The sequence below is a fragment of the Nocardioides sp. Soil796 genome, from assembly GCF_001429525.1.
Taxonomy (GTDB): Bacteria; Actinomycetota; Actinomycetes; order Propionibacteriales; family Nocardioidaceae; genus Nocardioides.
Window position 1 is genome coordinate 66,365 of sequence record NZ_LMSQ01000002.1, and the last position, 24,329, is coordinate 90,693.

18 protein-coding genes are annotated in these 24,329 nt (G+C 69.1%); 3 read left to right on the forward strand and 15 right to left on the reverse strand.

All coding sequences use genetic code 11. The features are described from left to right. The first annotated feature begins 16 nt into the window (after nucleotides 1-16). Nucleotides 17-1,573, forward strand: coding sequence for a DHA2 family efflux MFS transporter permease subunit (locus ASH02_RS00955; protein ID WP_056684396.1), 1,557 nt, complete (start codon nucleotides 17-19; stop codon nucleotides 1,571-1,573). Between the two features lie 104 nt (nucleotides 1,574-1,677). On the opposite strand, the gene ASH02_RS00960 is transcribed toward ASH02_RS00955, so the two are convergent. The 4 genes from ASH02_RS00960 to tpx all read right to left on the reverse strand — a co-directional run bounded on the left by ASH02_RS00960 (nucleotide 1,678) and on the right by tpx (nucleotide 6,567). Then, on the reverse strand, nucleotides 1,678-3,138 hold the full coding sequence (locus ASH02_RS00960) for a hypothetical protein (RefSeq protein ID WP_057294114.1): 1,461 nt from the start codon (nucleotides 3,136-3,138) through the stop codon (nucleotides 1,678-1,680). A 116-nt stretch (nucleotides 3,139-3,254) separates the two neighbouring features. Continuing rightward, nucleotides 3,255-5,390, reverse strand: coding sequence for a RecQ family ATP-dependent DNA helicase (locus ASH02_RS00965; protein ID WP_056890482.1), 2,136 nt, complete (start codon nucleotides 5,388-5,390; stop codon nucleotides 3,255-3,257). Nucleotides 5,391-5,456: 66 nt separating this feature from the next. After that, entirely contained in the window at nucleotides 5,457-5,948 is a 492-nt protein-coding gene (locus ASH02_RS00970) for a glutathione peroxidase (RefSeq protein WP_056890483.1), read from the reverse strand. Nucleotides 5,949-6,072: 124 nt separating this feature from the next. Next, complete coding sequence (gene tpx, locus ASH02_RS00975) at nucleotides 6,073-6,567, reverse strand: thiol peroxidase (RefSeq protein ID WP_056684386.1); 495 nt, start codon at nucleotides 6,565-6,567, stop codon at nucleotides 6,073-6,075. 119 nt (nucleotides 6,568-6,686) lie between these two features. On the opposite strand from tpx, the gene ASH02_RS00980 reads away from it, so the two are divergent. Beyond that, on the forward strand, nucleotides 6,687-8,018 hold the full coding sequence (locus tag ASH02_RS00980) for an MFS transporter (protein ID WP_057294115.1): 1,332 nt from the start codon (nucleotides 6,687-6,689) through the stop codon (nucleotides 8,016-8,018). Between the two features lie 128 nt (nucleotides 8,019-8,146). Beyond that, nucleotides 8,147-8,851, forward strand: a complete 705-nt coding sequence (locus tag ASH02_RS00985; protein WP_056890485.1) for a calcium-binding protein — start codon at nucleotides 8,147-8,149, stop codon at nucleotides 8,849-8,851. An 11-nt stretch (nucleotides 8,852-8,862) separates the two neighbouring features. Here ASH02_RS00985 and ASH02_RS00990 read toward each other — a convergent pair whose 3' ends face one another. The 11 genes from ASH02_RS00990 to betA form a co-directional block, all read right to left on the reverse strand. After that, nucleotides 8,863-9,663, reverse strand: a complete 801-nt coding sequence (locus ASH02_RS00990; RefSeq protein WP_057294116.1) for a 2-phosphosulfolactate phosphatase — start codon at nucleotides 9,661-9,663, stop codon at nucleotides 8,863-8,865. Next, a complete protein-coding gene (locus tag ASH02_RS00995; RefSeq protein WP_056684373.1) occupies nucleotides 9,660-11,618 on the reverse strand; it encodes a M13 family metallopeptidase in 1,959 nt (652 codons plus the stop codon). The genes ASH02_RS00990 and ASH02_RS00995 overlap by 4 nt, the downstream gene beginning before the upstream one ends. Before the next feature lie 67 nt (nucleotides 11,619-11,685). Beyond that, complete coding sequence (locus ASH02_RS01000; RefSeq protein ID WP_056684370.1) at nucleotides 11,686-12,657, reverse strand: NADPH:quinone oxidoreductase family protein; 972 nt, start codon at nucleotides 12,655-12,657, stop codon at nucleotides 11,686-11,688. 21 nt (nucleotides 12,658-12,678) lie between these two features. Then, nucleotides 12,679-13,893, reverse strand: a complete 1,215-nt coding sequence (locus ASH02_RS01005) for a M15 family metallopeptidase (RefSeq protein ID WP_056684368.1) — start codon at nucleotides 13,891-13,893, stop codon at nucleotides 12,679-12,681. Nucleotides 13,894-13,991: 98 nt separating this feature from the next. Next, nucleotides 13,992-15,005, reverse strand: coding sequence for an electron transfer flavoprotein subunit alpha/FixB family protein (locus ASH02_RS01010; protein WP_057294117.1), 1,014 nt, complete (start codon nucleotides 15,003-15,005; stop codon nucleotides 13,992-13,994). Next, nucleotides 15,002-15,775 (reverse strand): electron transfer flavoprotein subunit beta/FixA family protein, encoded by a 774-nt coding sequence (locus ASH02_RS01015; RefSeq protein ID WP_057294118.1) that lies wholly within the window; start codon nucleotides 15,773-15,775, stop codon nucleotides 15,002-15,004. The genes ASH02_RS01010 and ASH02_RS01015 overlap by 4 nt, the downstream gene beginning before the upstream one ends. Continuing rightward, the gene (locus ASH02_RS01020; RefSeq protein WP_057294119.1) at nucleotides 15,775-18,297 is read right to left on the reverse strand and encodes a GcvT family protein; all 2,523 of its coding nucleotides are present in this window, start codon (nucleotides 18,295-18,297) and stop codon (nucleotides 15,775-15,777) included. Before ASH02_RS01020 ends, ASH02_RS01015 begins: the two co-directional genes overlap by 1 nt. A 166-nt stretch (nucleotides 18,298-18,463) precedes the next feature. After that, nucleotides 18,464-19,453: an ABC transporter substrate-binding protein gene (locus ASH02_RS01025; protein ID WP_056684356.1), complete on the reverse strand. Its 990-nt coding sequence runs from the start codon at nucleotides 19,451-19,453 to the stop codon at nucleotides 18,464-18,466. A gap of 45 nt (nucleotides 19,454-19,498) precedes the next feature. Further along, on the reverse strand, nucleotides 19,499-21,538 hold the full coding sequence (locus tag ASH02_RS01030) for an ABC transporter permease (protein WP_057294120.1): 2,040 nt from the start codon (nucleotides 21,536-21,538) through the stop codon (nucleotides 19,499-19,501). Beyond that, complete coding sequence (locus ASH02_RS01035) at nucleotides 21,535-22,584, reverse strand: quaternary amine ABC transporter ATP-binding protein (RefSeq protein ID WP_056684352.1); 1,050 nt, start codon at nucleotides 22,582-22,584, stop codon at nucleotides 21,535-21,537. Before ASH02_RS01035 ends, ASH02_RS01030 begins: the two co-directional genes overlap by 4 nt. Continuing rightward, on the reverse strand, nucleotides 22,581-24,311 hold the full coding sequence (gene betA / locus ASH02_RS01040; RefSeq protein ID WP_057294121.1) for a choline dehydrogenase: 1,731 nt from the start codon (nucleotides 24,309-24,311) through the stop codon (nucleotides 22,581-22,583). Before betA ends, ASH02_RS01035 begins: the two co-directional genes overlap by 4 nt. Between the last annotated feature and the right edge of the window lie 18 nt (nucleotides 24,312-24,329).

The window sequence follows — 24,329 nt, forward strand, 5'->3', positions numbered from 1 at the left end:
TCCGTATTCTTCTTGGGTGTCTACAACCATCCCGGAGCCCACCGCCGCTCCTCAAGACGACAAGCTCGACAAGAAGGTCCTGATGGTGGCGGGCGTGGTCGTGCTCGGCGCGATCATGTCCATCCTCGACATCACGGTCGTCTCTGTCGCACTCGAGACGTTCCAGAACGACTTCGACGCCACCTCGGCCGAGGTTGCCTGGACCATGACCGGCTACACCCTCGCCCTGGCCTCGGTGATCCCGTTGACCGGCTGGGCAGCCGACCGCTTCGGAACCAAGCGCCTCTACCTGATCGCGGTGACCCTGTTCACCGCCGGGTCCGTGCTCTGCGCGACCGCAGGCGACCTCAACACCCTCGTGCTCTACCGCGTCCTCCAGGGCCTCGGCGGCGGCATGCTGATGCCGCTGGGCATGACGATCCTGACCCGCGCCGCCGGCCCGCACCGCGTCGGCCGCGTGATGGCCGTCCTCGGCATCCCGATGCTCCTCGGACCGATCTTCGGCCCGATCCTCGGTGGGCTCCTGATCGACAAGGCCTCGTGGCACTGGATCTTCCTGATCAACCTGCCGTTGGGCATCCTCGCGTTCGTCTACGCCCAGATCGTGCTGCCGAAGGACAACGTCGAGCCGTCGGAGACCTTCGACTGGCTGGGCATGATCCTGCTCTCCCCCGGTCTGGCCGCCTTCCTGTACGGCGTCTCGTCGATCCCCGAGGCGGGCACCATGTGGGACCGCGAGGTGCTCATCCCCGCCGGAATCGGCGCCGTGCTGATCATCGCGTTCGTGCCGTGGGCGCTGAACAGGCGCAACATCCACCCGCTGGTCGAGCTGCGGCTCTTCCAGAACGTGCAGATGACGATCGCCGTGGTCGCCATGGCGCTCTTCGCGATCGCCTTCTTCGGCGCCAGCCTGCTGTTCCCGCTCTACTTCCAGCAGGTGCGTGACGAGACCGCGCTGGGTGCCGGGCTGCTGCTGGCCCCCCAGGGCATCGGCGCGATGATCACCATGCCGATCGCCGGGTTCATGGCCGACAAGCGCGGTCCCGGCAAGGTCGTCATGGTCGGCATCACGCTGGTCACGATCGGCATGGCGATGTTCACCCAGCTCGACGACGACACGTCGTACGCCTACATCCTCGGCTCGCTGTTCGTGATGGGCCTCGGCATGGGCTCCACGATGATGCCGATCATGAGCTCAGCGCTGGCCACGTTGACCGACCACAACATCGCCCGTGGTTCGACGCTGATGAACATCACCCAGCAGGTCGCTGCCTCGATCGGTACGGCGCTCTTCTCGGTGATCCTGACCAACGAGATCAAGGGCAGCCGAGACGCCGGGATGTACGTGTTCCTCAGGTCCAAGCTCTCTCAGGCCTCAGGAGAGAAGGCCACCCAGCTGAAGGCGCAGCTCGACGCCATTGCTCCTGACGCACTGCCCGACCTGGCGTCCGCGTTCGCGACTGTCTTCATCGTCGGCACGGTCCTGGTCGGCTGCGTGCTGATCCCGTCGTTCTTCCTGCCCCGCAAGCCCCCGGAGAAGCCGGTCGACCCGACGGCGATGGTCGGCCACTGAGGTCTGGGCTCACGCTGCACTGACAAGGATGCGATCCGCACTCACCTGGTGACTGCGGATCGCATCCTTTGCCGCATTTCGGCTGGACAGGTCGGCTGCAGGCCTCAGACCGGCACCTCGTGGCCCGGCCCCCGGTGCACCGGCGGCGGAGGCGGCGGCGCCGGCATGCTGCCGTCGTCCTTGCGCATGTCGACGAGTTCGGCCGAGTGGTTGCGCATCTTGTTCTCGGAGTCCTGGTCGGCGTCGGAGTAGGCGTTGGCGGCCGCGTCGAGCTGCACCCCTGCGTCCCCGATGATGATGCCGTTGTCGCCGATGATGTCCTGGAGCATCGTCACGCAGTTGGCGTACTGGTCGGCGGCCCCGGTGTAGCCGTAGCCCAGCCCGGCGACGCGGTTGCGGGTGGCCGAGGGTGAGTTGATCGCGCAGGCGCTCGAGGCAGTGCGGGCATCGCCGGCGGCGTCGATGCAGGTCTGGGCGAACGAGCGCAGGTCCTTGATCTCCGAGACCTCGAACTGGTCACCCCGCACGCCCACGTCGTAGGGGTCGGTCGATCCGAGCAGGGCATCGGCACCCGTGCCGATGAAGGCGGTGCGCACGTGGAGCTTGTCCTGGAGCGCCTTGAGGTCGGTGTGGATCGCGTGTTCGGCGTCCCAGATCTCGTTCTCGAAGGTGGTCAACCCTGCGTCGAGCTTGGAGAAGACCGCGTCGGGGGTCTCGGCACCGAAGCTCATCTCCTTCGCCTGCTTCTTCTCACCCTTCATGGAATCTGCGACGGCGAGGCTCCCGACGGCGGCGGCCAGGGCCACCTGCCCGGCGACAGGGATGGCCACGCCGACCACACCTGCCGCGGCGGCGAAGATCGCAAGCGCGACCTTGTCGTCGGGCTCCGGGCCGTCGGCACCCTTCATCGCGGACACGGCGTGGTCGGCGGTCAGGGCGATCTGCTCCCGCGCCTTGGTCCACATCGCCTTCTCACGCTCGATGTTGCCCTTGAGCATGGCCAGGGCAGCGAACTGGTTGGAGAGGTTGGCGGGCCAGGTCTTGAGGTACTTGTCGCGGAACGCGGTCGCCGCCGCACCCGACCAGCCGAGCATCTTGCCGCTCTCACTGCCCACCTGCCACAGGTGGTAGTCGAGGTTGGTGCCCTCGAACCTGGTGTCACCGATCTTGAAGCCGCCACCGTTGAGCGTGGTGCCGGTCAGGTCCAGGTCGGACGACTCCCGTGCGAAGTGTTCGGGGTAGGGCATGCCCAGGTACTTGTCGAACAGGGGTGGGATCGCGGTCTCCCACTTCGACTTCCAGGCCAGGAAGGTGCCCGACGGGTCGAGAGGGGGCGTCACGCCGTTGTCGTGAGACGTGCGGATCACCGCGCCGGTCGACCAGTCGAACTCGACCTGGCATCCGAGTGCGGGTCGCGCCGCGAAGGTGTACGTGACGCGTGTCGGGTTCTCCTGATCGTCGGCCAACCAGTTGTTCGGGAACTTGGTGGCAAGGCGCATTTCGGCGAGGATCGCCTGCGTCACGATGTCGTCCACGGTGCTGGCGAGTGCGTCGTACGTCGACATGGGGTTCCTTCCCGAGACGGAGCGTCAGCTCCCGGTGTGCGTCCGGGGTTCCGGACACACAGGAGGTGACGCCGACAGTCCGGGAAAAGTTCGCGAGCGCCTGCCGACCGGGTGGATCAGGCCTGCGTGCCCAGGGCCAGCGGGTGTACGTCGGTCGCGCCGGCCTGCCTGAGCGCACGGGCCGCGATGGTCATCGTCCAGCCAGTGCCGACCAGGTCGTCGAGCAACAGGATCGGACCGGCCGGGATCTCGCCCTGCAGCGCGTAGCGCCGCAGCACGGCGGCCACCCGCTGGGCGGAGTTGGCGGACCCGTGCCCGGGCTCGACCGACGGGTCGACGATCGCGAAGCGGCCTACGACCGGCACCTGGAGGAACCGGGAGAGCCCGTCGGCGAAGTCGGCGGTGAGCGCTGCCTTGCGCTGGGACTCGACGAAGACGATGCCCGCGACCTGCGGCCGCCAGTCGCCGAGGACCTCGATGACGGCCTTGACCAGGGGCACGGGCACCGGGCCGTCCTCGGCGTCGTCACGGAACAGGTCGCGCAGGGCCTGCCCGTAGCCGAGGTCGGTCAGCCGGGCCACCGCGCGTCCGGTCGACGAGGCGTCGGCGATCTTGCCCTTGAGCTCGATGCCGAGGTTGGCCAGGGCTGTCGGCCACATCTTGCGGGGCGCGATCTCGACACCGGGCCTGGTGAGCTGGGTGCGCGCCTCGTCGAGCGAGGCGTCGGACACCTCGGAGTCGAAGGAGACGCCGCCACAGTTGTCGCACCGCCCGCACGGAGAGCCGACCTCGTCGTCGAGCTGGCTGCGCAGGAACGTCATGCGGCACTCGGTCGAGGAGATGTAGTCGAGCATCGCCTGCTGCTCGCGATCACGCGCGGCCTTGACCCGGTCGTAGCGCTCCTGGTCGTAGCTCCACGCCTGGCCGGTGGACACCCACCCGCCCTGGACCCGCTGCACGGCACCGTCGACGTCGAGCACCTTCAGCATCATCTCGAGGCGCGAGCGGCCCAGGTCGACGTACGTCTCGAGGGCCGGGGTGCCGAGCGGCTTCTCGGAGCCCTCGAGGGCGGAGAGCACCTGCCGCACCTGCGGCTCGGGCGGGAAGGCGAGGGAGGCGAAGTACTTCCAGATGTCGCGGTCTTCGAGGGCGGGCAGCAGCACGACGTCGGCCCGCGGCGTGCCGCGTCCGGCACGGCCGACCTGCTGGTAGTAGGCCACCGGTGACGAGGGCGCGCCGACGTTGATCACGAAGCCGAGCGTGGCGTCGAAGCCCATGCCGAGCGCGCTGGTGGCGATCAGCGCCTTGACCCGCCCGGCGGCGAGGTCGGCTTCAAGCGCCTCGCGCTCGGTGGTCTCGGTCTGCCCGGAGTACGCCGCGACGGTGTGGCCGCGGGCCCGCAGGAACGCCGCGATCTCCTGGGTCTGGGCGACGGTGAGGCAGTAGATGATGCCGGAGCCGGTGAGCGAGCCGAGGTGGTCGGCCAGCCAGCCCAGGCGCTGCTCGGCGGTCCTGAGCCTCACCACCGCGAGATGCAGGGACTCACGGTCGAGCGAGCCGCGCTGCACGAGCACGCCCGGCCCCGAAGGCTCGCCCTCGCTGACCGCCAGCTGCTCGGACACGTCGAGCGTGACCCGCTCGTTGGCCGTCGCCGTGGTGGCCAGCACCGGGATGCCCGGGCGCAGGTCGGAGAGCATGGTGCGGATGCGCCGGTAGTCGGGCCGGAAGTCGTGGCCCCAGTCGGAGATGCAGTGCGCCTCGTCGACCACCAGCAGGCCGGTGGTCGCGGCCAGCCGGGGCAGCACGTTGTCGCGGAACGACGGGTTGTTGAGCCGCTCGGGCGACACCAGCAGCACGTCGACCTCGCCGGCGTTGATCGCCGTCTCGATGCGCGTCCAGTCCTCGTTGTTGGTCGAGTTGATCGTCACCGCGTGGATGCCGGCGCGCTCGGCGGCGGCGATCTGGTTGCGCATCAGGGCGAGCAGCGGCGAGACGATCACGGTCGGCCCCGCTCCCTGGGCACGCAGCAGCGCGGTGGCCACGAAGTAGACCGCGGACTTGCCCCACCCGGTCTTCTGCACGACCAGGGCTCGCCGCTTGTCGACGGCGAGCGCCTCGATGGCCGTCCACTGGTCGTCGCGCAGCTCCGCGTCGTCGCTGCCCACCAGCGCCTTGAGGTGGCGTTCGGCGTCGGCGCGCGCAGAGCGGCGTACGTCGTCGGGGGCGGCGGTCTCGACATCGGGGGAAGTCATGTCCGCATGTCTACCAGCGGCCCCGGACAGTCCGTGACCGCCGTCCACAGGGTCAGGCGGCCGGGCTCAGGCGGCCAGCGCCTTCTCGATGTCGGCGCTGATCTTCTCCGGCTTGGTGGTCGACCCGTAACGCTTGATCACGGTGCCGTCCTTGCCGACCAGGAACTTGGTGAAGTTCCACCGGATCTTCCTGCCCAGCGCGCCGGGCTTCTCCGCGCGCAGCCACTGGTAGAGCGGGTGTGCGTCGTCGCCGTTGACCTCGACCTTCTCGAAGATCGGGAAGGTGACCCCGAAGTTCCGCTCGCAGAAGCTGCCGATCGCCTCCGCGTCTCCGGGCTCCTGGCCGCCGAACTGGTTGCAGGGGAAGCCGAGCACGGCCAGGCCTTGGTCGGCGTACGCCTCGTGCAGCTCCTCGAGCCCCTTGTACTGCGGGGTGAAGCCGCACTGTGAGGCGGTGTTGACGATCAGGGCGACCTTGCCGGCGTACGCGCTCAGCGGCTGGTCGGTGCCGTCGAGCAACCTGGCGTTGAAGTCAGAGAGGGTGTGCGGGGAGGGCATGCGGGACTCCTTGTCCGATTCGGCGGGCAGTGGTCATTCGGCGCCGACCGCTCATTGGATGGGCCCCGCGGGAAATGCGCCGAGCCCCGGTCGGGCGACCGGGGCTCGGAGAGAAGGAGTCGGGTCAGGCCAGCGCTGCGATCGCGGCGTCGTAGTCGGGCTCGGTGGTGATCTCGGGGACGAGCTCGCTGTGCACGACCTGGCCGTCGGCGTCGAGGACGACGACCGAGCGGGCCAGCAGGCCGGCCATCGGGCCGTCGGCCATGGTCACGCCGAAGTCCTCGCCGAAGGAGGAGCGGAAGGCGGAGCCGACCTTGACGTTCTCGATGCCCTCGGCGCCGCAGAAGCGGGCCTGGGCGAACGGCAGGTCCTTGGAGACGTTGACGACGGTGGTGTTCTCGAGGCCTGCGGCGAGCTCGTTGAACTTGCGCACGCTCGCGGCGCAGATGCCGGTGTCGATGCTGGGGAAGATGTTGAGGACGGTGCGGCCCTGGACGTCGGACGAGGCGAGCGAGGAGAGGCCCTCACCCACCAGGTCGAACGCCGGGGCGCCGGCGCCTACGGCGGGCAGTTCGCCGACAGTGTTGACGGGGGATCCCTTGAAAGCAGTGGTAGCCATGCCCCATTCCTACAGGGATCGTCCATGTCCACGCCGCGCGGGTCCACTCCTCAGACTCACGTTCACCCCTTACTCTGTTAAGTCAATGATCTTTATTGACTATCTTCAGGAGTGAGCACATGGCACCCACCGCAGCCTCCCCACGGAAGGTCGCGGTCGCCTCGGCGGTCGGCGCGACGATCGAGTGGTACGACTTCTTCCTCTACGGCACCGCCGCCGGGCTGGTCTTCGACAAGCTCTTCTTCAACGGCCTGAGCGGGCCGACGGCCCAGTTCGCCGCCTTCGGCACGTTCGCCGTGGGGTTCCTCGCACGTCCGCTCGGCGGCGTCATCTTCGGCCACTTCGGTGACCGCATCGGGCGCAAGACGATGCTGATCTGGACGCTGGTCATCATGGGCGTCGGCACCGCCGCGATCGGCCTGCTGCCCACCTACGACTCGATCGGCGTGTGGGCACCGATCCTGCTCGTCGTGCTCCGCGTGCTCCAGGGCATCGGCGTCGGCGGCGAGTACGGCGGCGCCGTGCTGCTCGCCGTCGAGTTCGCCCCGCCCGAGAAGCGCGGGTTCTTCGGCAGCTTCGCGCACATCGGAGTCCCGGGCGGGCTGTTCCTCGCCTCGGGCGCCTTCGCGATCGCCAGCCAGCTGCCCGACGAGGCGTTCCTGTCGTGGGGCTGGCGGGCCTGCTTCCTGCTCAGCATCCTGCTGCTCGGCATCGGCACCTGGATCCGGATGAGCGTCATCGAGACCCCGGCCTTCCAGAAGGTGCAGGAGGAGAAGGAGCTCTCCGCGATGCCGGTGACCGAGCTGGTCCGCCGCCAACCGCGACACCTCCTGCTCGGCATGGGCACCCGCTTCATCGAGGGCTTCACGTTCAACCTGTTCTCGGTCTACCTGCTGGCCTACGCGGTCAAGGAGGTCGGCGTGCCCAAGTCGACCGTGCTGAACGCGATCATGGTCGGTGCCCTGCTCGGCGTGGCGCTGACCGTCTTCTCCGGCCACCTCAGCGACCGGTTCGGCCGCAAACGTGTCTACAACACCGGCACCGTCGCCGCCCTGCTCTTCGCCTTCCCCGCCGCCTGGCTGCTGCAGACCGGCAACACCGTCGCGGTCGCGGCGACGTTCATCGGCGGCCTCGGCGTGCTGTACGGCGTGATCTACGGACCGTTGGCCGCCTTCTGGAGCGAGCTGTTCGACACCCGCTACCGCTACTCGGCGCTCAGCACGCTCTACCAGATCTCCGGGATCGTGGCGTCGGGGTTCACGCCCCTCATCGCGGCCTGGCTCGTCTCTCTCTCCGACGGGACGCTCTGGCTCGTGGCGACGTACAACGCCGCCATCGCGCTGTTCAGCCTGGCCTGCGCGCACTTCCTACCCGAGACCCGTGGCCGCGACCTGCACGTCGACCTCGCACCGCGGGTTCCCACGGGGCACGACGAGCTCGTCGGCGCCTGAATCGGTGCCCGTGCCGGAGCAACGCCCGGAGAAATCGTTCGCTCCGCCGCAACGTTTTGACCGCGTGGGGTGTCTAGGTGTGTGTAGGGCAGTCACGGGGGCTGTCCGCGCCTACGGAAGGTCCCTCCATGCGTTCGCTCCGGACTCTCGCGCTCCTCGCCGCCACCGCACCGCTGATCGCCGTGGGGGCACCTGCCTTGGCCTCGGCACCTGCCGCGAACCCCTCGACCCGTGCCGTCACCGCGCCGCCGACCTGCTTCGGCAAGCCGGCCACCATCGTGTCGCGCACCGGATCCTTCGTGCGGGGCACAGCGGGCGCCGACGTCATCGTGGTGCTCGGACACGCCAGCGTGTCGAGCCTCGGGGGCGCTGACCGCATCTGTGGCTCCCACCTGGTCAGGTCCGGCACGGGCAACGACAAGGTCTCCTTCCACCGTCGCGGGGTCGTCACCGACTACGCCGAGTTCGACCTCGGCTACGGGAACGACCTCCTGACGATGACGGCTCCGGACTCGGCCGTCATCAGCGCCGGCGGCGGCCGGGACCGGGTCCAGACCGGCGCCGGTTGGCAGTACGTCGACGGCGGCAACGGGGTCGACGTGATCAGCACCGGCCGGGGCCACGACGAGCTCCAGGGCGGGTCCGGCGACGACCTGCTCTACGGCCAGGACGGCAACGACGAGTTCCTCGGCGGCCAGGGTGACGACCTCATGTTCGGGGGCGAGGGCAACGACGTGCTGCGGGAGATTGTCGACCAGGGGTTCGACATCGGCCGAGGTGGCGCGGGCACCGACCGGTGCCGGGGAGACGTGGAGCGTCGCTACAGCTGCTGATCCGGGCGAGCTCAGTCGACGGAGGCGAAGCAGCCGTCGGTGAGCACCGGCACGACGTCGCTCACGTCGAGCTGAGAGGCCACCTCGACGTCGTCGGCGAAGCCCTTGGCCGCCAGCTCGCGCCCGCCGGCGCACGCGGCGACCTCCCCGACCAGCTCGGGCTCGACCGCGCGGAACGCCTGCTCGGCGACCCGGGCCTCCGGCGAGAGTCCCTCGACACCCAGGTCGACCAGGGCGGCCAGCACGGCGCCGGAACCCCACAGGTCCTCGGCGCAGGGCCGCAGTGAGTCGTCGGGCCACCGCTCCCCGCCGGCGATGACGGTCAGGCTCGGGGCGTGGCCGACCGCCGACGGCGCCCAGAGCCTGGTGGCCAGGTGTGCAGCGACCGCGCGACGGTTGCGCAGGCTGGCCGCCAGCACGGTGCAGCCGGAGTCGGCCAGGCCGAAGCTGATCGTCGAGCCGTTCGGACTGGGCAGCACCAGCCTGGTGATGTCGTGGCTCTGCAACAGCGACGCCGGCGACAGCGACACGTGCCGACCCTCGAGGGCGAGAGCCTCGAAGCGACCCACGGCCAGGGTGGCGCCCAGCCGCATCGCCAGCTCCTTGGCGCGGGCGTCACGCCACGGATGAGGGAACACCTCGATGCCCTGCTCCACGGCCACGGTCACCGTCGTGGTGAACGACAGCACGTCGACCACCACGGCGTACGCCGCCCCGGCCGGGCCGATCGTCGCCTCAGCGCCGGTCGGCCCCCAGTCGAACCGGACCGGGTACGCCGACTGGCCGTGCTCCGGATCGAACTCCGTGTTCACCAGATGCGCACGCGCTGCGAGGGGTCGAGCCAGAGCCCGTCGCCCTCGCTGGTGCCGAACGACACGTGGAACTCGTCGAGGTTGCGCACGATGTTGGCGCGGAACTCCGGCGGGCTGTGCGGGTCGATGGTGAGGTACTGCTGCTCCTGCTCGGTGCGACGCTTCGTGCGCCAGCAGTAGGCCCAGTTCATGAAGAGCCGCTGCGAGCCGCTGGCGTCGGCGGGCGCTCCCTCGACCGGCGCACCGAGCGAGATCTGGTAGGCCTTGTGGCCGATGGTCAGGCCGCCGAGGTCGCCGATGTTCTCGCCGACGGTCAGGGCGCCGTTGACCTTCTCGCCCGGGAGGTTGCGCGGGGAGAATCCGTCGTACTGCGCGATCAGGGCCTTGCTCTTCACCTCGAAGGCGGACTTGTCGTCGGGCGTCCACCAGTCGTTGAGGTTGCCGGCGCCGTCGTACTGTGCGCCCTGGTCGTCGAAGCCGTGGCCGATCTCGTGACCGATCACCGAGCCGATGCCGCCGTAGTTCTCCGCCGGGTCGGCGTCGGGGCTGAAGAACGGCTTCTGCAGGATGCCCGCGGGGAAGCAGATCTCGTTGGTGCCGGGGTTGTAGTAGGCGTTGACGGTCTGCGGCAGCATGAACCACTCGTCGCGGTCGACCGGCGCACCGATCTTCGCCAGCTGGCGGTCGGTCTCGAACGCCGCCGAGGCCGCCACGTTGCCGATCAGGTCGTCGGAGGTGACCAGCAGGCCGGAGTAGTCACGGAACTTCTCGGGGTAGCCGATCTTGGGGCGGAAGGTGTCGAGCTTCTCGTAGGCCCGCTGCTTGGTCTCCTCGGTCATCCAGTCGAGCGCCTCGATGGAGACTCGGTAGGCCTTGAGCAGGTTCTCGACCAGCTCGTCCATCAGCTCCTTCGAACGCGGCGGGAAGTGCCGGGCGACGTACTCCTCGCCGACCGCCTCGCCGATGGCGCCCTCGACGAAGGCCACCGCCCGCTTCCAGCGCTCGCGCAGCTCGGGGGTGCCGTTGAGGGTGCGGCCGTAGAAGTCGAAGTTGGCCTCGACGAACTCGTCGGGGAGGTAGGGCGCGGCCGAGCGCAGCACCCGGCTGAGCATCCACGCGCGCCACTGCTCGATCGGCACCTCCTCGAGCACCGTCGAGAGGTGCTGCAGGTAGGACGGCTGGCGCACGCAGGTCTCGGCCAGCGTCTGCTCGTTGCCACCGAGGTTGGTGGCGTAGGCCTTCCAGTCGAAGTTGGGGGCCAGCGCCTGCAGCTCGTCGTACGTCGTGAGGTTGTAGGTCTTCTGCACGTCGCGGGTCTCGGCGCGCTCCCAGTGGCCCTTGGCGAGGCGGGTGTCGACGTCGAGCACGGCACGGGCCGCGCCCGCCGGGTCGGCGATGCCGCCGAGGGTGAAGAGGCGCTCGAGGTAGCCGACGTACTTCTCGCGGATCTCGGCGAACTTCTCGTCGCGGTAGTAGGACTCGTCGGGCAGGCCGAGGCCGCCCTGGCCGATGTTGAAGAGGTAGCGGTCGGAGTTGCGGTCGTCGGTGTCGACGAACGAGCCGAACAGGCCCGCGCCGCCGAGGCGCTCGAACTCACCGATGAACGCAGCCAGGTCGCGTACGTCGCGCAGGGCGGAGGCGGCGTTGAGCAGCGGTTCGGCCGGTGTCAGCCCTCGGCGGTTCACCGTGTCGGTGTCCATGAAGGAGGCGTAGAGGGCGGCGATCTTCGCGCCGTTCTCGGACAGCGTGTCGCGCTGCGTCGCGGCGAAGTCCTGGATGATCTCGCGCACCTGCTCCTCGGCCACGTCGGCCAGCTGCACGAACGGCCCCCAGCTCGACCGGTCGCTCGGGATCTCGGCCTCGTCCAGCCAGCGCCCGTTGACGTGACCGAAGAGGTCGTCCTGCGGGCGGATGTCGGGGTTCATGCCCTCGCGGGCGTCATCGAGAATGCTCACGGCGACGACACTAACTGAGGGGTGTGCGTGCGGGAATCACCCGTTGGGGCCGAACTCGCGAGTAGGTCTACTTGTCCTGGAGGACGACGACCGACTTGCCGAGCGTGCGGCGCTCGTCCATGTCGACCAGGGCCTGCCCGAACTCCTCGATCGGGTAGACCCTGCCGATCGGCGGCTTGACCGCCCCCGACTCGAGGAACGGCATGATCGCCGTCCACTGCTCCTGCATGTAGCCGGGGCGCACCATCGCGTAGGCGCCCCACCCGACGCCCCGGACGTCGATGTTGTTGAGCAGGAGCCGGTTGACCTTCACCTCGGGGATGCCCTGCCCGGCCGCGAAGCCGACCACCAGCAGGCGGCCCAGTGGGGCCAGGGAGCGCAGCGAGTCGGTGAACAGGTCGCCGCCCACCACGTCGAGGACGATGTCCACGCCCTTGCCGTCGGTGAGTCGCGCGACCTCGTCCTTGAAGCCCTCGGGGCGGATCACCTCGTCGGCCCCGGCCTGCCGGGCGATCTCGGCCTTCTCGTCGGTCGAGACGACGGCGATCGTGCGGGCGCCGTACGCCTTGGCCAGTTGGAGGGTGGCGGTGCCGACGCCGCCGGCCGCGCCGTGCACGAGCACGGTCTCGCTCTCGCGCAGGTTCCCGCGTACGTCGAGCGCGAAGTGGGCGGTGAGGTAGTTCATCGGCAGCGCGGCACCCTCGTCGAACGAGAGCGTGTCGGGCAGCGGGAACGTGAAGATCGCCGGGCAGGCGACGCGCTCGCTGGCGCCGCCATGGGGCAGTACGCCGACCACGCGCTGGCCCGCCTCGAACCCGTGTGCGGCCTCGACCACGGTGCCGGCGAAGTCGACGCCCAGCGTGAACGGCGGCTCGGGCTTCATCTGGTACTCACCCCGGCTGAGCAGCAGGTCGGGGAAGGAGATCCCGACCCGGTGCACGTCGATGAGGACGTCGTCGGGGCCCGGCTTCGGCTCGGGGACCTCGTTGACGACAAGGGCTTCGGGACCGTCGTTGCTGACCACCTGGACTGCGCGCATGGACCCGACCCTAACCGGGGTTCAGCGGACCTCGAGCACCTGGTTCAGCTCGAAGTGCATGGGGTCGGTGTAGTTCCAGTCGCCGCCCCAGCCGAAGCCCCACTTCTTGAAGATGTCGACGACGGTGCGGTCCATCTGGCCGACCGTGCCGCGGCCGTTCTCGGCGGAGTTGATGTCGATCGCCATGCCGAAGGCGTGGTTGGACAACGACGTGGTGCCGGCGATGAAGCGCGGGTAGTAGCAGCCCGCGGTCTGGTAGACCTTGTCGGCCAGGTCGCGCTCGACGACCTCCTGGAGGGCCGCGCGCAGCTGCGGGAGCATCGCCTTGTGGCAGGTCACCCGACCCAGGATCGGCACCTCCTCGGTGCGGATGTTGGCCGCCACCCAGGCCGCGTCCGGGGTCACCCGGCCACCGATGACCCGGTAGTTGTAGACCCCGACCGCGGCACCTACCGAGGTCCCCGTGGGTACGGCGGTCAGTCGCGCGCCGGGGTCGAGGCCGTAGCGGGCGACCGCGTCGAGCATCTGGATCGAGACGTCGTCGTCGCCGATGATCTTCTGGATCGGCTTGCGCACCGACTGCGGCGAGGTGGCGCCGGTGGCGATCACCAGGGCGTTGCCCTCGACCATCTTCAGCTCCTCGCCCCACTTCTGGTTGACCACGAGGTCGACGCCGTAGGGCTGGTCGGTGTAGGCGCCGACGTGCACGGACGGCGCCTCCTTGTCGGCACCGAGGCGCACGAAGGCCTGCTTGTCCTGGATCCGCTTGCCGGTCGCCTGCGAGGTGGCGAGCTCGCCGCCGGCGACGCGGGTCCAGATCTCGTCCTGCTTGCCGGAGATCGTGAACCGGCGGAACGTGGCGGGGTCGACCGCGGCGAGCGTGACCACACGGTTCTCGATCGGCACCGAGGCAAGGGAGAACTGCTCGGCGGCCTCGACGCCCTTGAGGTCCTTGATCCGCTGGATCATGTCGTCCGAGAGCGGCTTCGTGCTGTAGACGAGGATGTCGGCGATCTCGAGCGACTCCTTGAGTGGCCCGGGCGGGTCGACCGCGTGGTCGGGGTCGGCCACCGGAACGCCTGACCCGGACCGGGACGGGCTCGGCGTGCTGGTCGGCGACGACTTCGCGTCGCCGGGCTCGTCCTTGCCGTCACCCTTGTCGCCGCAGGCACCCAGCAGGGTCGCTGCACACACCAGCGTCAGTGCTGCCGCGGTCGCGCGTCGACGTACGAACATCCGTCAGGTCCTCCCCCGAGTCGTGAAGAGTGTAGAGGGAGTGGCCTCGTGGGCGCGGGACGTGCTCGGCAATCCACGAGTGGCCCGCTGATTCGGTCTCAGGAGCCGGAGCGGCGCCGGATCTCCTCGACGATCGCGGGCACGACCTCGTGCATGTCACCCACCACCGCATAGGTCGCCTTGGCCATCATCGGGGCCTCGGCGTCGGTGTTGACGGCGAGGATCGTCTTCGAGCTCGCGCACCCGGCCCAGTGCTGTATCGCGCCGCTGATCCCACAGGGAACGTAGAGGTCGGGGGCGATCCGGCTGCCGGTCTGCCCCACCTGCTCGTGGTGCGGACGCCAGCCGAGGCTGGTGACCACGCGGGAGACCCCGAGCTGCCCACCGAGGAGGTCGGCGAGCTCGCTCACCGCGCCGAAGCCGTCGGGTCCGCCGGCGCCACGCCCCGCGCCCACCACCACGCGCGCCGACCTCAGGTCTCCGGACCGGTCGGGGACGCCGGGCTCGGTGGACACCACCCGGGCGACGAGGTCTCCGGCGTCGAGCGCCGGCTCGAGCTCCTCGACCACTGCCTCGGTGGCGGCGTCGGCCGGTCTGGCCTCGACGGCGTGGCCGGCCACCGTGAACACGGCCGGGCGCGCGGTCAGCTGCATCTCCTCCAGCGCCGCACCGCCGGCCACCTGCCGGGTCACGACGAGGGGTGCCAGCCCGTCGAACGCCACCGCGTTCGCGGCCATGGGTACGTCGAGGCGCGCGGCCACGTGGGCAAGCACCTCGTTGCCCCGCGGCGTCCCGGCGGCCGTGACCACCACCGCACCCGCACGGTCACGCGCCTCGATGATCGCCGCGGCCCAGGCGGAGGCGCAGTACGACGCGAAGCCCTCGCCACGAGCCACGAATAGCGTGGAGATCCCGTGCTTGCCCAGCTCGTCGACCAGCACCTCGGGAGTCACCTCGCTGCTCGAGCCACCGTCAGCGAGCGAGGTCGGGACCACCAACCCGTGGACCGGCACCCCGCCACCTTCGACGGCAAGGTCGCGGGCGAAGCGGATCGTCTCCAGGGAGGTGTCGGCGACTCCGTCGGCACCGGTCTCGATCAGGACCAGGATCATCGGAGCACTCCCAGGGACTGGAACAGGTCGACCACCGCGGGAGCCGCCTCCGGGCCCTCGCCCAGCACCTGGACGGTGGAGGGAGCCGGCGGCGGGAGCGTCAGCCGGACCCGGCCCGAGCCGCGCGGGGCACGGGTCGGCGTACGCATCTCGATCTCCACCTTCTTGGCCCCCATCCGACCCTTGATCGTCGGATAGCGCGGCGAGACACCGCCCTCGGAGACCGCCACCACTGCAGGCAGCGGCAGGTCGTAGGTCTCCCGACCCCCGTCCGGGGAGTCGCCGTGCGCCGTCGCCCGGCCTTCCTCGATCGCCACGGTCTTGATGCCAGTGACCACCGGGCGTCCCAGTGCGTGTGCCAACCGCACCGGCACCTGGAAGTCGCCGGTGTCGGCGGCGTCGTTGCCCAGCAGCACAAGGTCGTGGTCGCGGCCCTGCGCGGCGTGCGCCCGGACCACCTCGGCGATCTCGTGGGCGATGTCAGCAGGCCCGAAGTCACGCAGGTCGGTCTCGACGAGGGTGGCCGCGGAGGCACCCACGGAGAGGGCGCTGCGCAGTTGCTCGACCGACTCGGGCGGTCCGACCGAGACCAGGCTGACGGTGCCACCGTGGACCTCCACGAGCTGGGTGGCCAGTTCGACCGCGCAGTTCTCGTGGTCGCTCAGCGTGCAGCCGACGTAGCGCGAGTCGACCGCCTGCGCGTCAGGGGTCAGCAGCACCTCGCCGGACGAGTCCGGCACCCTCTTGACGCAGACCAGGATGTCGACCATCAGCGGATCCGGGCGTTCTCGGGGTCGAGCAACGGTGTGGAGTCGACCGACTCGATCGTCACGGGGTAGAGCTCCTCCATGTAGGAGACCGCCAACCGGTTGCCCAGGGAGGCCTGGTCGGGCGGCAGGTAGGCCATCAGCACGTGCTTGCCCAGGCTCGGGGCGGACCCGGCGCTGGTGACATGGGGGTGGTGCCCGTGGCCGTCGGTCAGGGTGCCGCCGTCGCGGGTCAGGATCGGCTCCCCGCCCAGCATGTAGCGCTTCACGCCGGACGACGACGTGTGGTCGTCGACGGTCAGCGTGCACAACACCGTCTTCGGGTCCTCCTCCCGCTGCTTCACGTAGGCCTCGCGCCCGATGAAGTCGGCCTGCTTGACCTTGGGCCGTTGCATGGCGGCTTCGACGATGGTGCGTTCGCCGTCGAGCTCGAAGCCGAAGGCCCGGTAGCCCTTCTCGATCCGGCCGGTGGTGCCGTAGACGCCGATCCCGACCGGGACCGCGCCGTCGGGCTCGCCGGCTTCGTGGAGAAGCGACCAGAGGCGAGCACCCTCCTCCATCGGGACGTAGAGCTCCCAGCCGAGCTCGCCGACGTACGAGATGCGGGAGGCCAGCACTCCGAGGTTGCCGACCTCGATGTCGCGGCAGCTGAGGAAGCCGAAGCCGCCGTCGCTGATGTCGTCGTCGGTGAGCCGGCCGAGGATGTCGCGGGCCCGCGGGCCCCAGAGTCCGATCGTGGAGTACGCCGAGGTCAGGTCGACGACAGCCGCGGCACCCGTCGAGCCGTCACCGGCCAGGTGGTCGCTGAACCACTTCTTGTCGGCCATGCCGTGCAGCCCGCCGGTCACCACCCGGTAGCGGTCGTGGGCCAGCCGCATCACGGTCAGGTCGGACTTGAAGCCACCCCGCTCGTCGAGGACCGGGGTGTAGATCACCTTGCCGGGAGCCACGTCCGCCTGCGCGACGACGATGCGTTGCACGGCGTCCTTGGCGCCGGGGCCGACCACGTCGAAGATCGCGAACGCGGTCAGGTCGACGATGCCGGCGCGCTCCCGCATGGCCAGGTGCTCGGCGTTGATGATCGGCGACCACCAGCGGCTGTCCCACTCGTGCTCACGCGGCATCACGCGGTCGCCGTACTCGCCCAGGAGCCCCTCGTTGCCGTCGTACCAGTGCGGTCGTTCCCAGCCGACGGTCTCGAAGAACCGGGCGCCCTGCTCCTGCTGCTGGGCGTGCATGGGCGCGAGCCGCTTGCCGCGCTCGCCCTCCCACTGCTCGCCGGGGTGCACGATGCCGTAGGTCTTGATGAACGCCTCGGACGTGCGCGCCTTCACGTGGGAGCGGGTGCGCTGGTGGGGGTAGAACCGGGCGATGTCGCTGTGGTGCACGTCGATCTCGGAGCTGCCGTGCGTCATCCACTCGGCGACCGCACGCCCGACGCCGGGCCCCTCCTTGATCCAGACGGCCGCGGCCGACCAGAGGCCCTTCACCTCGGGGGTCTCTCCGAGTATCGGTGCCCCGTCGGGGGTGAGCGAGAGGAGTCCGTTGATCGCGTAGCGGATCTCGGCACCGTCGGCGCCGAGGGCCTCGGGCATCAGGTCGAAGGCCTGCTCCAGCTGGGGATCGAAGTCCTCCTGGGTGAACGGCATCTCGGTCGGCGACAGGCGGGCCTGCTCGATGGACGGGATGTCGTCGGGCTCGTGCAGGATCGCGCGGTGGGCGTAGGAGCCGACCTCCATGTCGGCGCCGTGCTGGCGCTCGTAGCAGAAGGTGTCCATGTCACGCACGATCGGGAAGCTGATCTCTCCGGGCCGTTCGGCGAGCTGCGGGATCGGGCCCACCGAGATCATCTGGTGCACTGCCGGGGTGAGTGGAATGGCCGCGCCGGCCATCTTCGCGATGCGCGGGCTCCACACGCCACAGGCGACCACGACGGTCTCGGTCTCGATGGTGCCGCCGGAGGTCTCGACGGCCGTGATCCGGCCGTCGGTCACCACCAGGTCGGTGACCTCGACGTTGGGCACTACGGTCAGGGCGCCCAGCTCGAGAGCCTTCTCACGCATGATGGTCCCGGCACGCAGCGAGTCGACGACACCGACGGACGGCGTCCAGAAGGCGCCGAGGATCTCGTCGGTCTCGATGAAGGGGATCTTCTCCTTCACGTGCTCCGGGCCGACCAGCTCCGACTCGATCCCCCAAGCCTTGGCGCTGGACATCCGGCGACGCAGCTCCTCCATGCGCTCCTCGGTGCGAGCGATCTCGTAGCCGCCCGACTCGGTGAAGACGTCCATCTCCTTGTACTGACGCACCGAGTCGAGGGTCAGGTCGGTGATCTCGCGGGAGTGGTCGACCGGGAAGATGAAGTTCGAGGCGTGACCGGTCGAGCCGCCCGGGTTGGGCAGCGCACCCTTGTCGATCTGCACGATGTCTCGCCAGCCCAGGCGGGCGAGGTGGTGCACGAGGCTGTTGCCCACGATGCCGGCGCCGATGACGACGACACGGGCGTGATTCGGAACGTCTGCCATGGATCCGCCTATCGGTTGCGCAATGCGCAACATAATGCGCATTAAGGAACACCACCAGCGTCCGCCCGGGCGCCTTGTGTGTCAAGGGAATCGCCCTCGAAATCACGACAGCCCCACGGTGATCTCCGTGGGGCTGTCGTGCGCGTCCGACGCGGTCAGGGCTGGTTCAGCGGCCCAGCCATGCATCGACCTTGTCGGGGTTCTCCTTGATCCACTTCTTGGCGGCGTCCTCCGGCGACATCTTGTCGTCGGCGATGTACTTGGCCACCAGGTTCTGGTCCTCGTTCTTCCAGGTGAAGTTCTTGACGAGGTCGACCATCGCTCCGCCGTCACTGGACCAGCTGGTGGAGACGACCTTCTTCAGGTCGGTCTCCGGGTAGTCGCAGGCGACCTTGGCCGGGTCGTCCTGGCAGCCGTCGGTGTACTCGGGCAGGGCGACCTTCTCCAACGGAATCTCGGCCAGCAACCACTGCGGGTCGTAGAAGTAGCCGATCAGCCACTCGTGGTTCTTCTCGGCCTTCTGGAACGCGGTGATGCTGGCCGCCTCACCACCGGAGAAGACCACCTTGAAGTCGAGGTCGAGGTTGGCGACGATCGCCTCGTCGAACTGGACGTAGGACGGGTCGGACCCCAGGAACTGTCCCTTGCCGCCGGACTCCGAGGTCTTGAACTTGTCGGCGTACTTGTTCAGGTTCTTGTAGTCGAGGATGTCCGGGTGCTCCTTGGCGAGCCACGGCGGCACGTACCAGCCGATGATGCCTATGTTGCCGGTCGACCCGAAGTCCTCGGCCGAGCCGTCGCCCTTCTCGGCGAAGTACTGCTTCTCCAACGCCGGGTGGCCCCAGTCCTCGATCACCACGTCGACGCCGCCGCTCTTGAACTCCTGCCAGGAGACGTCTTCCTTGAGCTCCTTGTAGTTGACCTTGCAGCCGAGCTCCTGCTCGGCGAGGGTGCCGACCACGTAGGCGTCGGCCGCCATCCCGACCCACGGGTTGACCGCCAGGTTGAGCTCGCCGTCGCCACCGCACTCGGCCTGGGCGTCCTTGTTCTCGTCGGTCGCCTTGTCGATCGACCCGTCACCACACGCGGCGAGGACGAGGGCCAGGCATGCCGACACTCCCAGGAGCTGGACTCCCCTGTTCCATCTGTTCTTCATCTGGATCTCCTTCTTCTCATGGCCGAGTCGCTTGGCCGAGTCGCTTCATCCGGTGACGGCCAGCGGCGCGTCACGGTCGGTCGATTCCTCCTCCGCAGTTGCGTTGCGTCGTGACCGGCGACGGACCGGAGCGGCCGACCCCGTCACGGCGGCAGCACGGAAGATGCGGTCGAGCATGATGCCCAGCAGCACGATGCTCAGGCCTGCGGCCAGTCCCTTGCCCCACTCCTCGAACCGCGAGAAGCCGAGTACGACGTCGTACCCCAGCGCCCCGGCTCCGGCCATCCCTCCGATCACCACCATGGAGAGCACGTAGAGCAACCCCTGGTTCGCGGCCAGGACCAGGGAGCGTGAGGCCATCGGCAACTGCACCTTCGTGATCTCCTGCCACGCTGTGGACCCTGCGGACCGGCCGGCCTCGAGGGTGGTCTCCGGAACACCGCGTACGCCGTCGGCGACCAGCTTGATCGCCACCGGGGCGGCGTAGACGATCGCGGCGAAGATCGCGGTGAACCGCGTCTGGTCGAACAGGTAGAGCACCGGCACCAGGTAGACGAACGGCGGGATGGTCTGCCCCATGTCGAGCACTGGCCGCAGGAGCAGGTCCACCGTGGGCCGGCGGGCCATCCAGACCCCGAAGATCACCGCCAGGATCATCGTCAGCAGGGTGGCGACCAGCACCATGTTCAGGGTGATCATCGTGTCGTGCCACAGGTCGAGGTACCAGATGCCGGCCAGGCAGGCGACGACCCAGCCCACCACGGCAACCGTGGTGGCCATCGTGCGGAAACCGCCGATCACCACGGCGAGCAGCAGGATCGCGGCGCCGCTGACGAACCACGGCGATTCGGCGAGCACGCTCTGCATGGGGTTGAGCAGGCCATAGCTGACCAGGTCCTTGAATGCCTCGCTCACCCCTCCGATCGCGTCGACCACCCAGCTCGAGAACTTGTTGATGCCGTCGGCCAGGTCGGAGGACCAGCCGGTGGACGGGTACGTCGCCGCCCACGAGTAGAACCGCGACATCTGGATCATCACGACCACAACGACCAGACCGACGGCGAGACCGGCCCACCTGAGTCGGCGGTTGCCTCCCCCGATTCGGGCAAGTTGCTCCGGCCGTTCGCTGGCGGCGGTGGTGGTGCGGTCCAGCATGATGGCCAGCAGCACCAGCATGGCCCCCGGAACCAGCCCGCGTCCGATGTCGGCGATCTGCAGCGCGGCGACGACCGGCCTGCCGAGCCCGGGTCCGTTCACGTAGGAGGCGATGACCGCCATCGCGAACGCGGCGAGCGTGGTCTGGTTGAGCCCCACGATGATGGTGCGCCGGGCCATCGGCAGCTGCACCTTGAAGAGGCGTTGCCAGGCTCGTTGACCCATCGAGTCGGTGGCCTCGATGGCCGTGGGCGAGACCTGCCGGATGCCGAACCCGGCGACACGGATCAGCGGAGGCAGCGCGTAGACCAGGGTCGCGACGATGGCGGCGGGTGCACCGGTCCCGAAGAAGAGCACCACCGGGATCAGGTAGACGAAGGTGGGCATCGTCTGCATCAGGTCGAGGATCACGCCGATGATCCGGTTCGCCCAGTCGCTGGTGCCGATCAGCACCGCGATGGGCAACCCGATCACCACGGCGCAGATGACCGACAGCAGGGTGACGATCAAGGTGTCGACCGCATCGGCCCAGAGACCCATCACCGCGGCGACGAACATGACCGAGCCGGTCAGCACGGCGTACTTCCAGCCGGCGACCGCGTGCGCGATCCACATCATGATGCCGAGCAGGCCCAGCCAGCCGATCTCCGGCACGGGTCGCGGATAGTTCGGCTTCGAGAGCATTCGCTGCAGCCAGTCGACCGCGTTGAGCGCACCCTCGGCGACGTTTCCGGTGAACTGCATCAGCGGGTTGTCGTCGCGGCCGGCGATCAGGTCGTTGCGCCACCCGGTCATCTCGTTGTGCAGGTCGGTGTGCTCGCGGCCGGGAAGGGCCAGCGTGTGGCTGCCCTTCATGAGCCACCAGGCGAGGATCCACGCCCCGACCACGACCAGCGCCCAGGCCCAGCGCGGCATCCGGCCGAGACTCACACCGACTCCTCGGCCACCACGACCCGCAGGATCGCGTCGTCGTCCACGATCCCGACCAGCTTCCCGTCATCGATCACGCGGACCGGATGGTCGGAGGCCAGCGCCGCCTGCGCTGCAGCCCGCACGATGGTGTCGGAACTCATCACCGGCCCCTCGCTCGAGTCGTCGGGCCGCGGGTCGCGCATCACCCACTTCAGGGTCAGCACGTGCGAACGGGGTACGTCGGAGGTGAAGTCCCGGACGTAGTCGTCGGCGGGCGCTCCGACCACCTCGTCGGGCGTGCCGATCTGGACGATCTCGCCGTCGCGCATGATCAGGATCCGGTCACCCAGCTTGAGTGCCTCGGCGAGATCGTGGGTGATGAAGACCATCGTCTTCTTCAGCTCCTCCTGGAGCCGGATCACCTCGTTCTGCATGTCCCGGCGGATCAGCGGGTCGAGTGCCGAGAACGGCTCGTCGAACAGCATCATCGCGGGGTCTCCGGCCAGTGCGCGGGCCAGGCCGACCCGCTGCTGCATGCCCCCGGAGAGCTGGTCGGGGTAGGAGTTCCCGTAGCCGGTCAGTCCCACCAGGTCGACCACCTCGGCCGCCTTGGCACGCCGCTCCTTCTTGCCGACGCCCCGGATCTCCAGGCCGTAGGCGATGTTGTCGATCACCTGACGGTGCGGCAACAGCCCGAAGTGCTGGAACACCATCGAGACCTGGTTACGGCGCAGGTCCCGCAGCCCGGCCGCGTTGGCGGCGGTCACGTCGATGCCGCCGATCTCGACCTCGCCCGCGGTCGGCTCGATGAGCCGGGTCAGGCACCGGACCAGGGTCGACTTGCCGGACCCGGAGAGGCCCATCACCACGAACACCTCGCCGGGTGCGACCTCGAAGGACACGTCCTTCACACCGACCACGCAGCCGGTCTTCTCCTTGAGGTCGGCGCGAGAGAGGTCGGCGTCCGGCGTACCGATGATCCGGTCCGCGCGGTTGCCGAAGATCTTCCACAGTCCGCGGACGCTGACAGTGGCAGCCGTCTCGGTCGAGTTCTGCTGGCTCATCGTGTACCTGCCTCATCGATGGAGTTGCGTGGGTCGCCCGGCGGATGGAGCGGCGTGCCGTCGCGGTAGCGGTAGTACGGCGCGGGGTCCGGCGCCAGCGGAGTGTTCCCGAGGATCAGATCGGCGGCCTTCTCGGCCAGCATCATCACGGGCGCATAGATGTTGCCGTTCGTGACGTACGGCATCGCCGACGCATCGACCACCCGCAGCCCGTCGATGCCGTGCACCCGCAACGACGTCGGGTCGAGCACGCTCATCGGGTCGGTGCCCATGCGGGCCGTGCACGACGGGTGCAGCGCGGTCTCGGCATCCTTGGCCACCCAGTCGAGGATCTCCTCGTCGGTCTCCACCCCCGGTCCGGGTGACACCTCGCCGCCGTTGAACGGGGCGAACGCCGGTTGCTCGAGGATGTCGCGGGCCACCCGGATCGCCTCCACCCACTCCTGGCGGTCCTGCTCGGTGGAGAGGTAGTTGAAGCGCAGCGCCGGATGCCGCGACGGGTCGGTGGAGGTGACCTTCACGCTGCCCCGGACGTCGGAGTACATCGGCCCGATGTGCACCTGGTAGCCGTGGGCACCCTTCTCCAGGCCCGCCGGAGCGCTGCCGTCGTACCGGATCGCGATCGGCAGGAAGTGGAACATCAGGTTCGGGTAGTCGACCCGGTCGTTCCCGCGGACGAACCCGCCGCCCTCGAAGTGGTTCGTGGCGCCCAGGCCCTTGCGACGGAAGAGCCAGTCGGCGGCCAGCTTGGGACGGTTGCGCCACTTGAGGCCGGGGGCGATCGACACCGGCTGCGTGGCGGCGTACTGGATGTAGACCTCGAGGTGGTCCTGCAGGTTCTCCCCGACCCCGGGGAGGTCGTGGCGCGGCGTGATGCCGAGCGCCTCCAGCTCCGCGGCGTTGCCGATGCCGGACAGCTGCAGCAGCTGCGGCGAGTTGATCGCCCCACCACACAGGATGACCTCGGCGGCGTACGTCGTGTGCCTGCTGCGGCCACGCGACCACTCGACGCCCACGGCACGTTGACCCTCGAAGACCAGGCCCCCGACGAACGCATAGGTCTTCACGTCGAGGTTGGGGCGATGCATCACCGGGTGTAAATAGGCCTGCGCGGCCGAGAAGCGACGGCCGTGGAAGACATTGCGGTCGAAACGGGCGAAGCCCTCCTGGCGGTAGCCGTTGACGTCGTCGGTCAGCGGATGACCCGCCTGCTGGGCCGCCTCGAAGAACGCCCCGAAGAGCGGGTTGAGTGCCGGGCCACGCTCCAGTCGGAGCGGCCCGCTGCCCCCACGCCACCGGTCCGCGCCGACGCTGCCGTCGGGAAGCAGGAGGGTCTCCATGCGCTTGAAGTAGGGCAGGCAGTGGGCGTAGCCCCAGGTCTCCATGCCGTCGTCGGCCGCCCAACGCTCGTAGTCGAGCGGGTTGCCGCGCTGGAAGATCATGCCGTTGATGCTGCTGGAGCCGCCGAGCACCTTGCCGCGGGCGTGGTAGACCCGTCGGCCATCCATGTGCGGCTCGGGCTCCGACTCGTACTTCCAGTCGTAGAACCGGCTGCCGATCGGGAACGGCAGCGCCGCCGGCATGTGGATGAAGGGGTCGATCTTGTAGTCGTTGCGCCCTGCCTCGAGCACCAGCACCGTGGTCGCGGGGTCGGCCGAGAGCCTGTTGGCGAGGGCGCACCCGGCGGAGCCGCCTCCGACAATGACGAAGTCGTAGCGATCGGTCATGCGCACCCACTCCCTTTC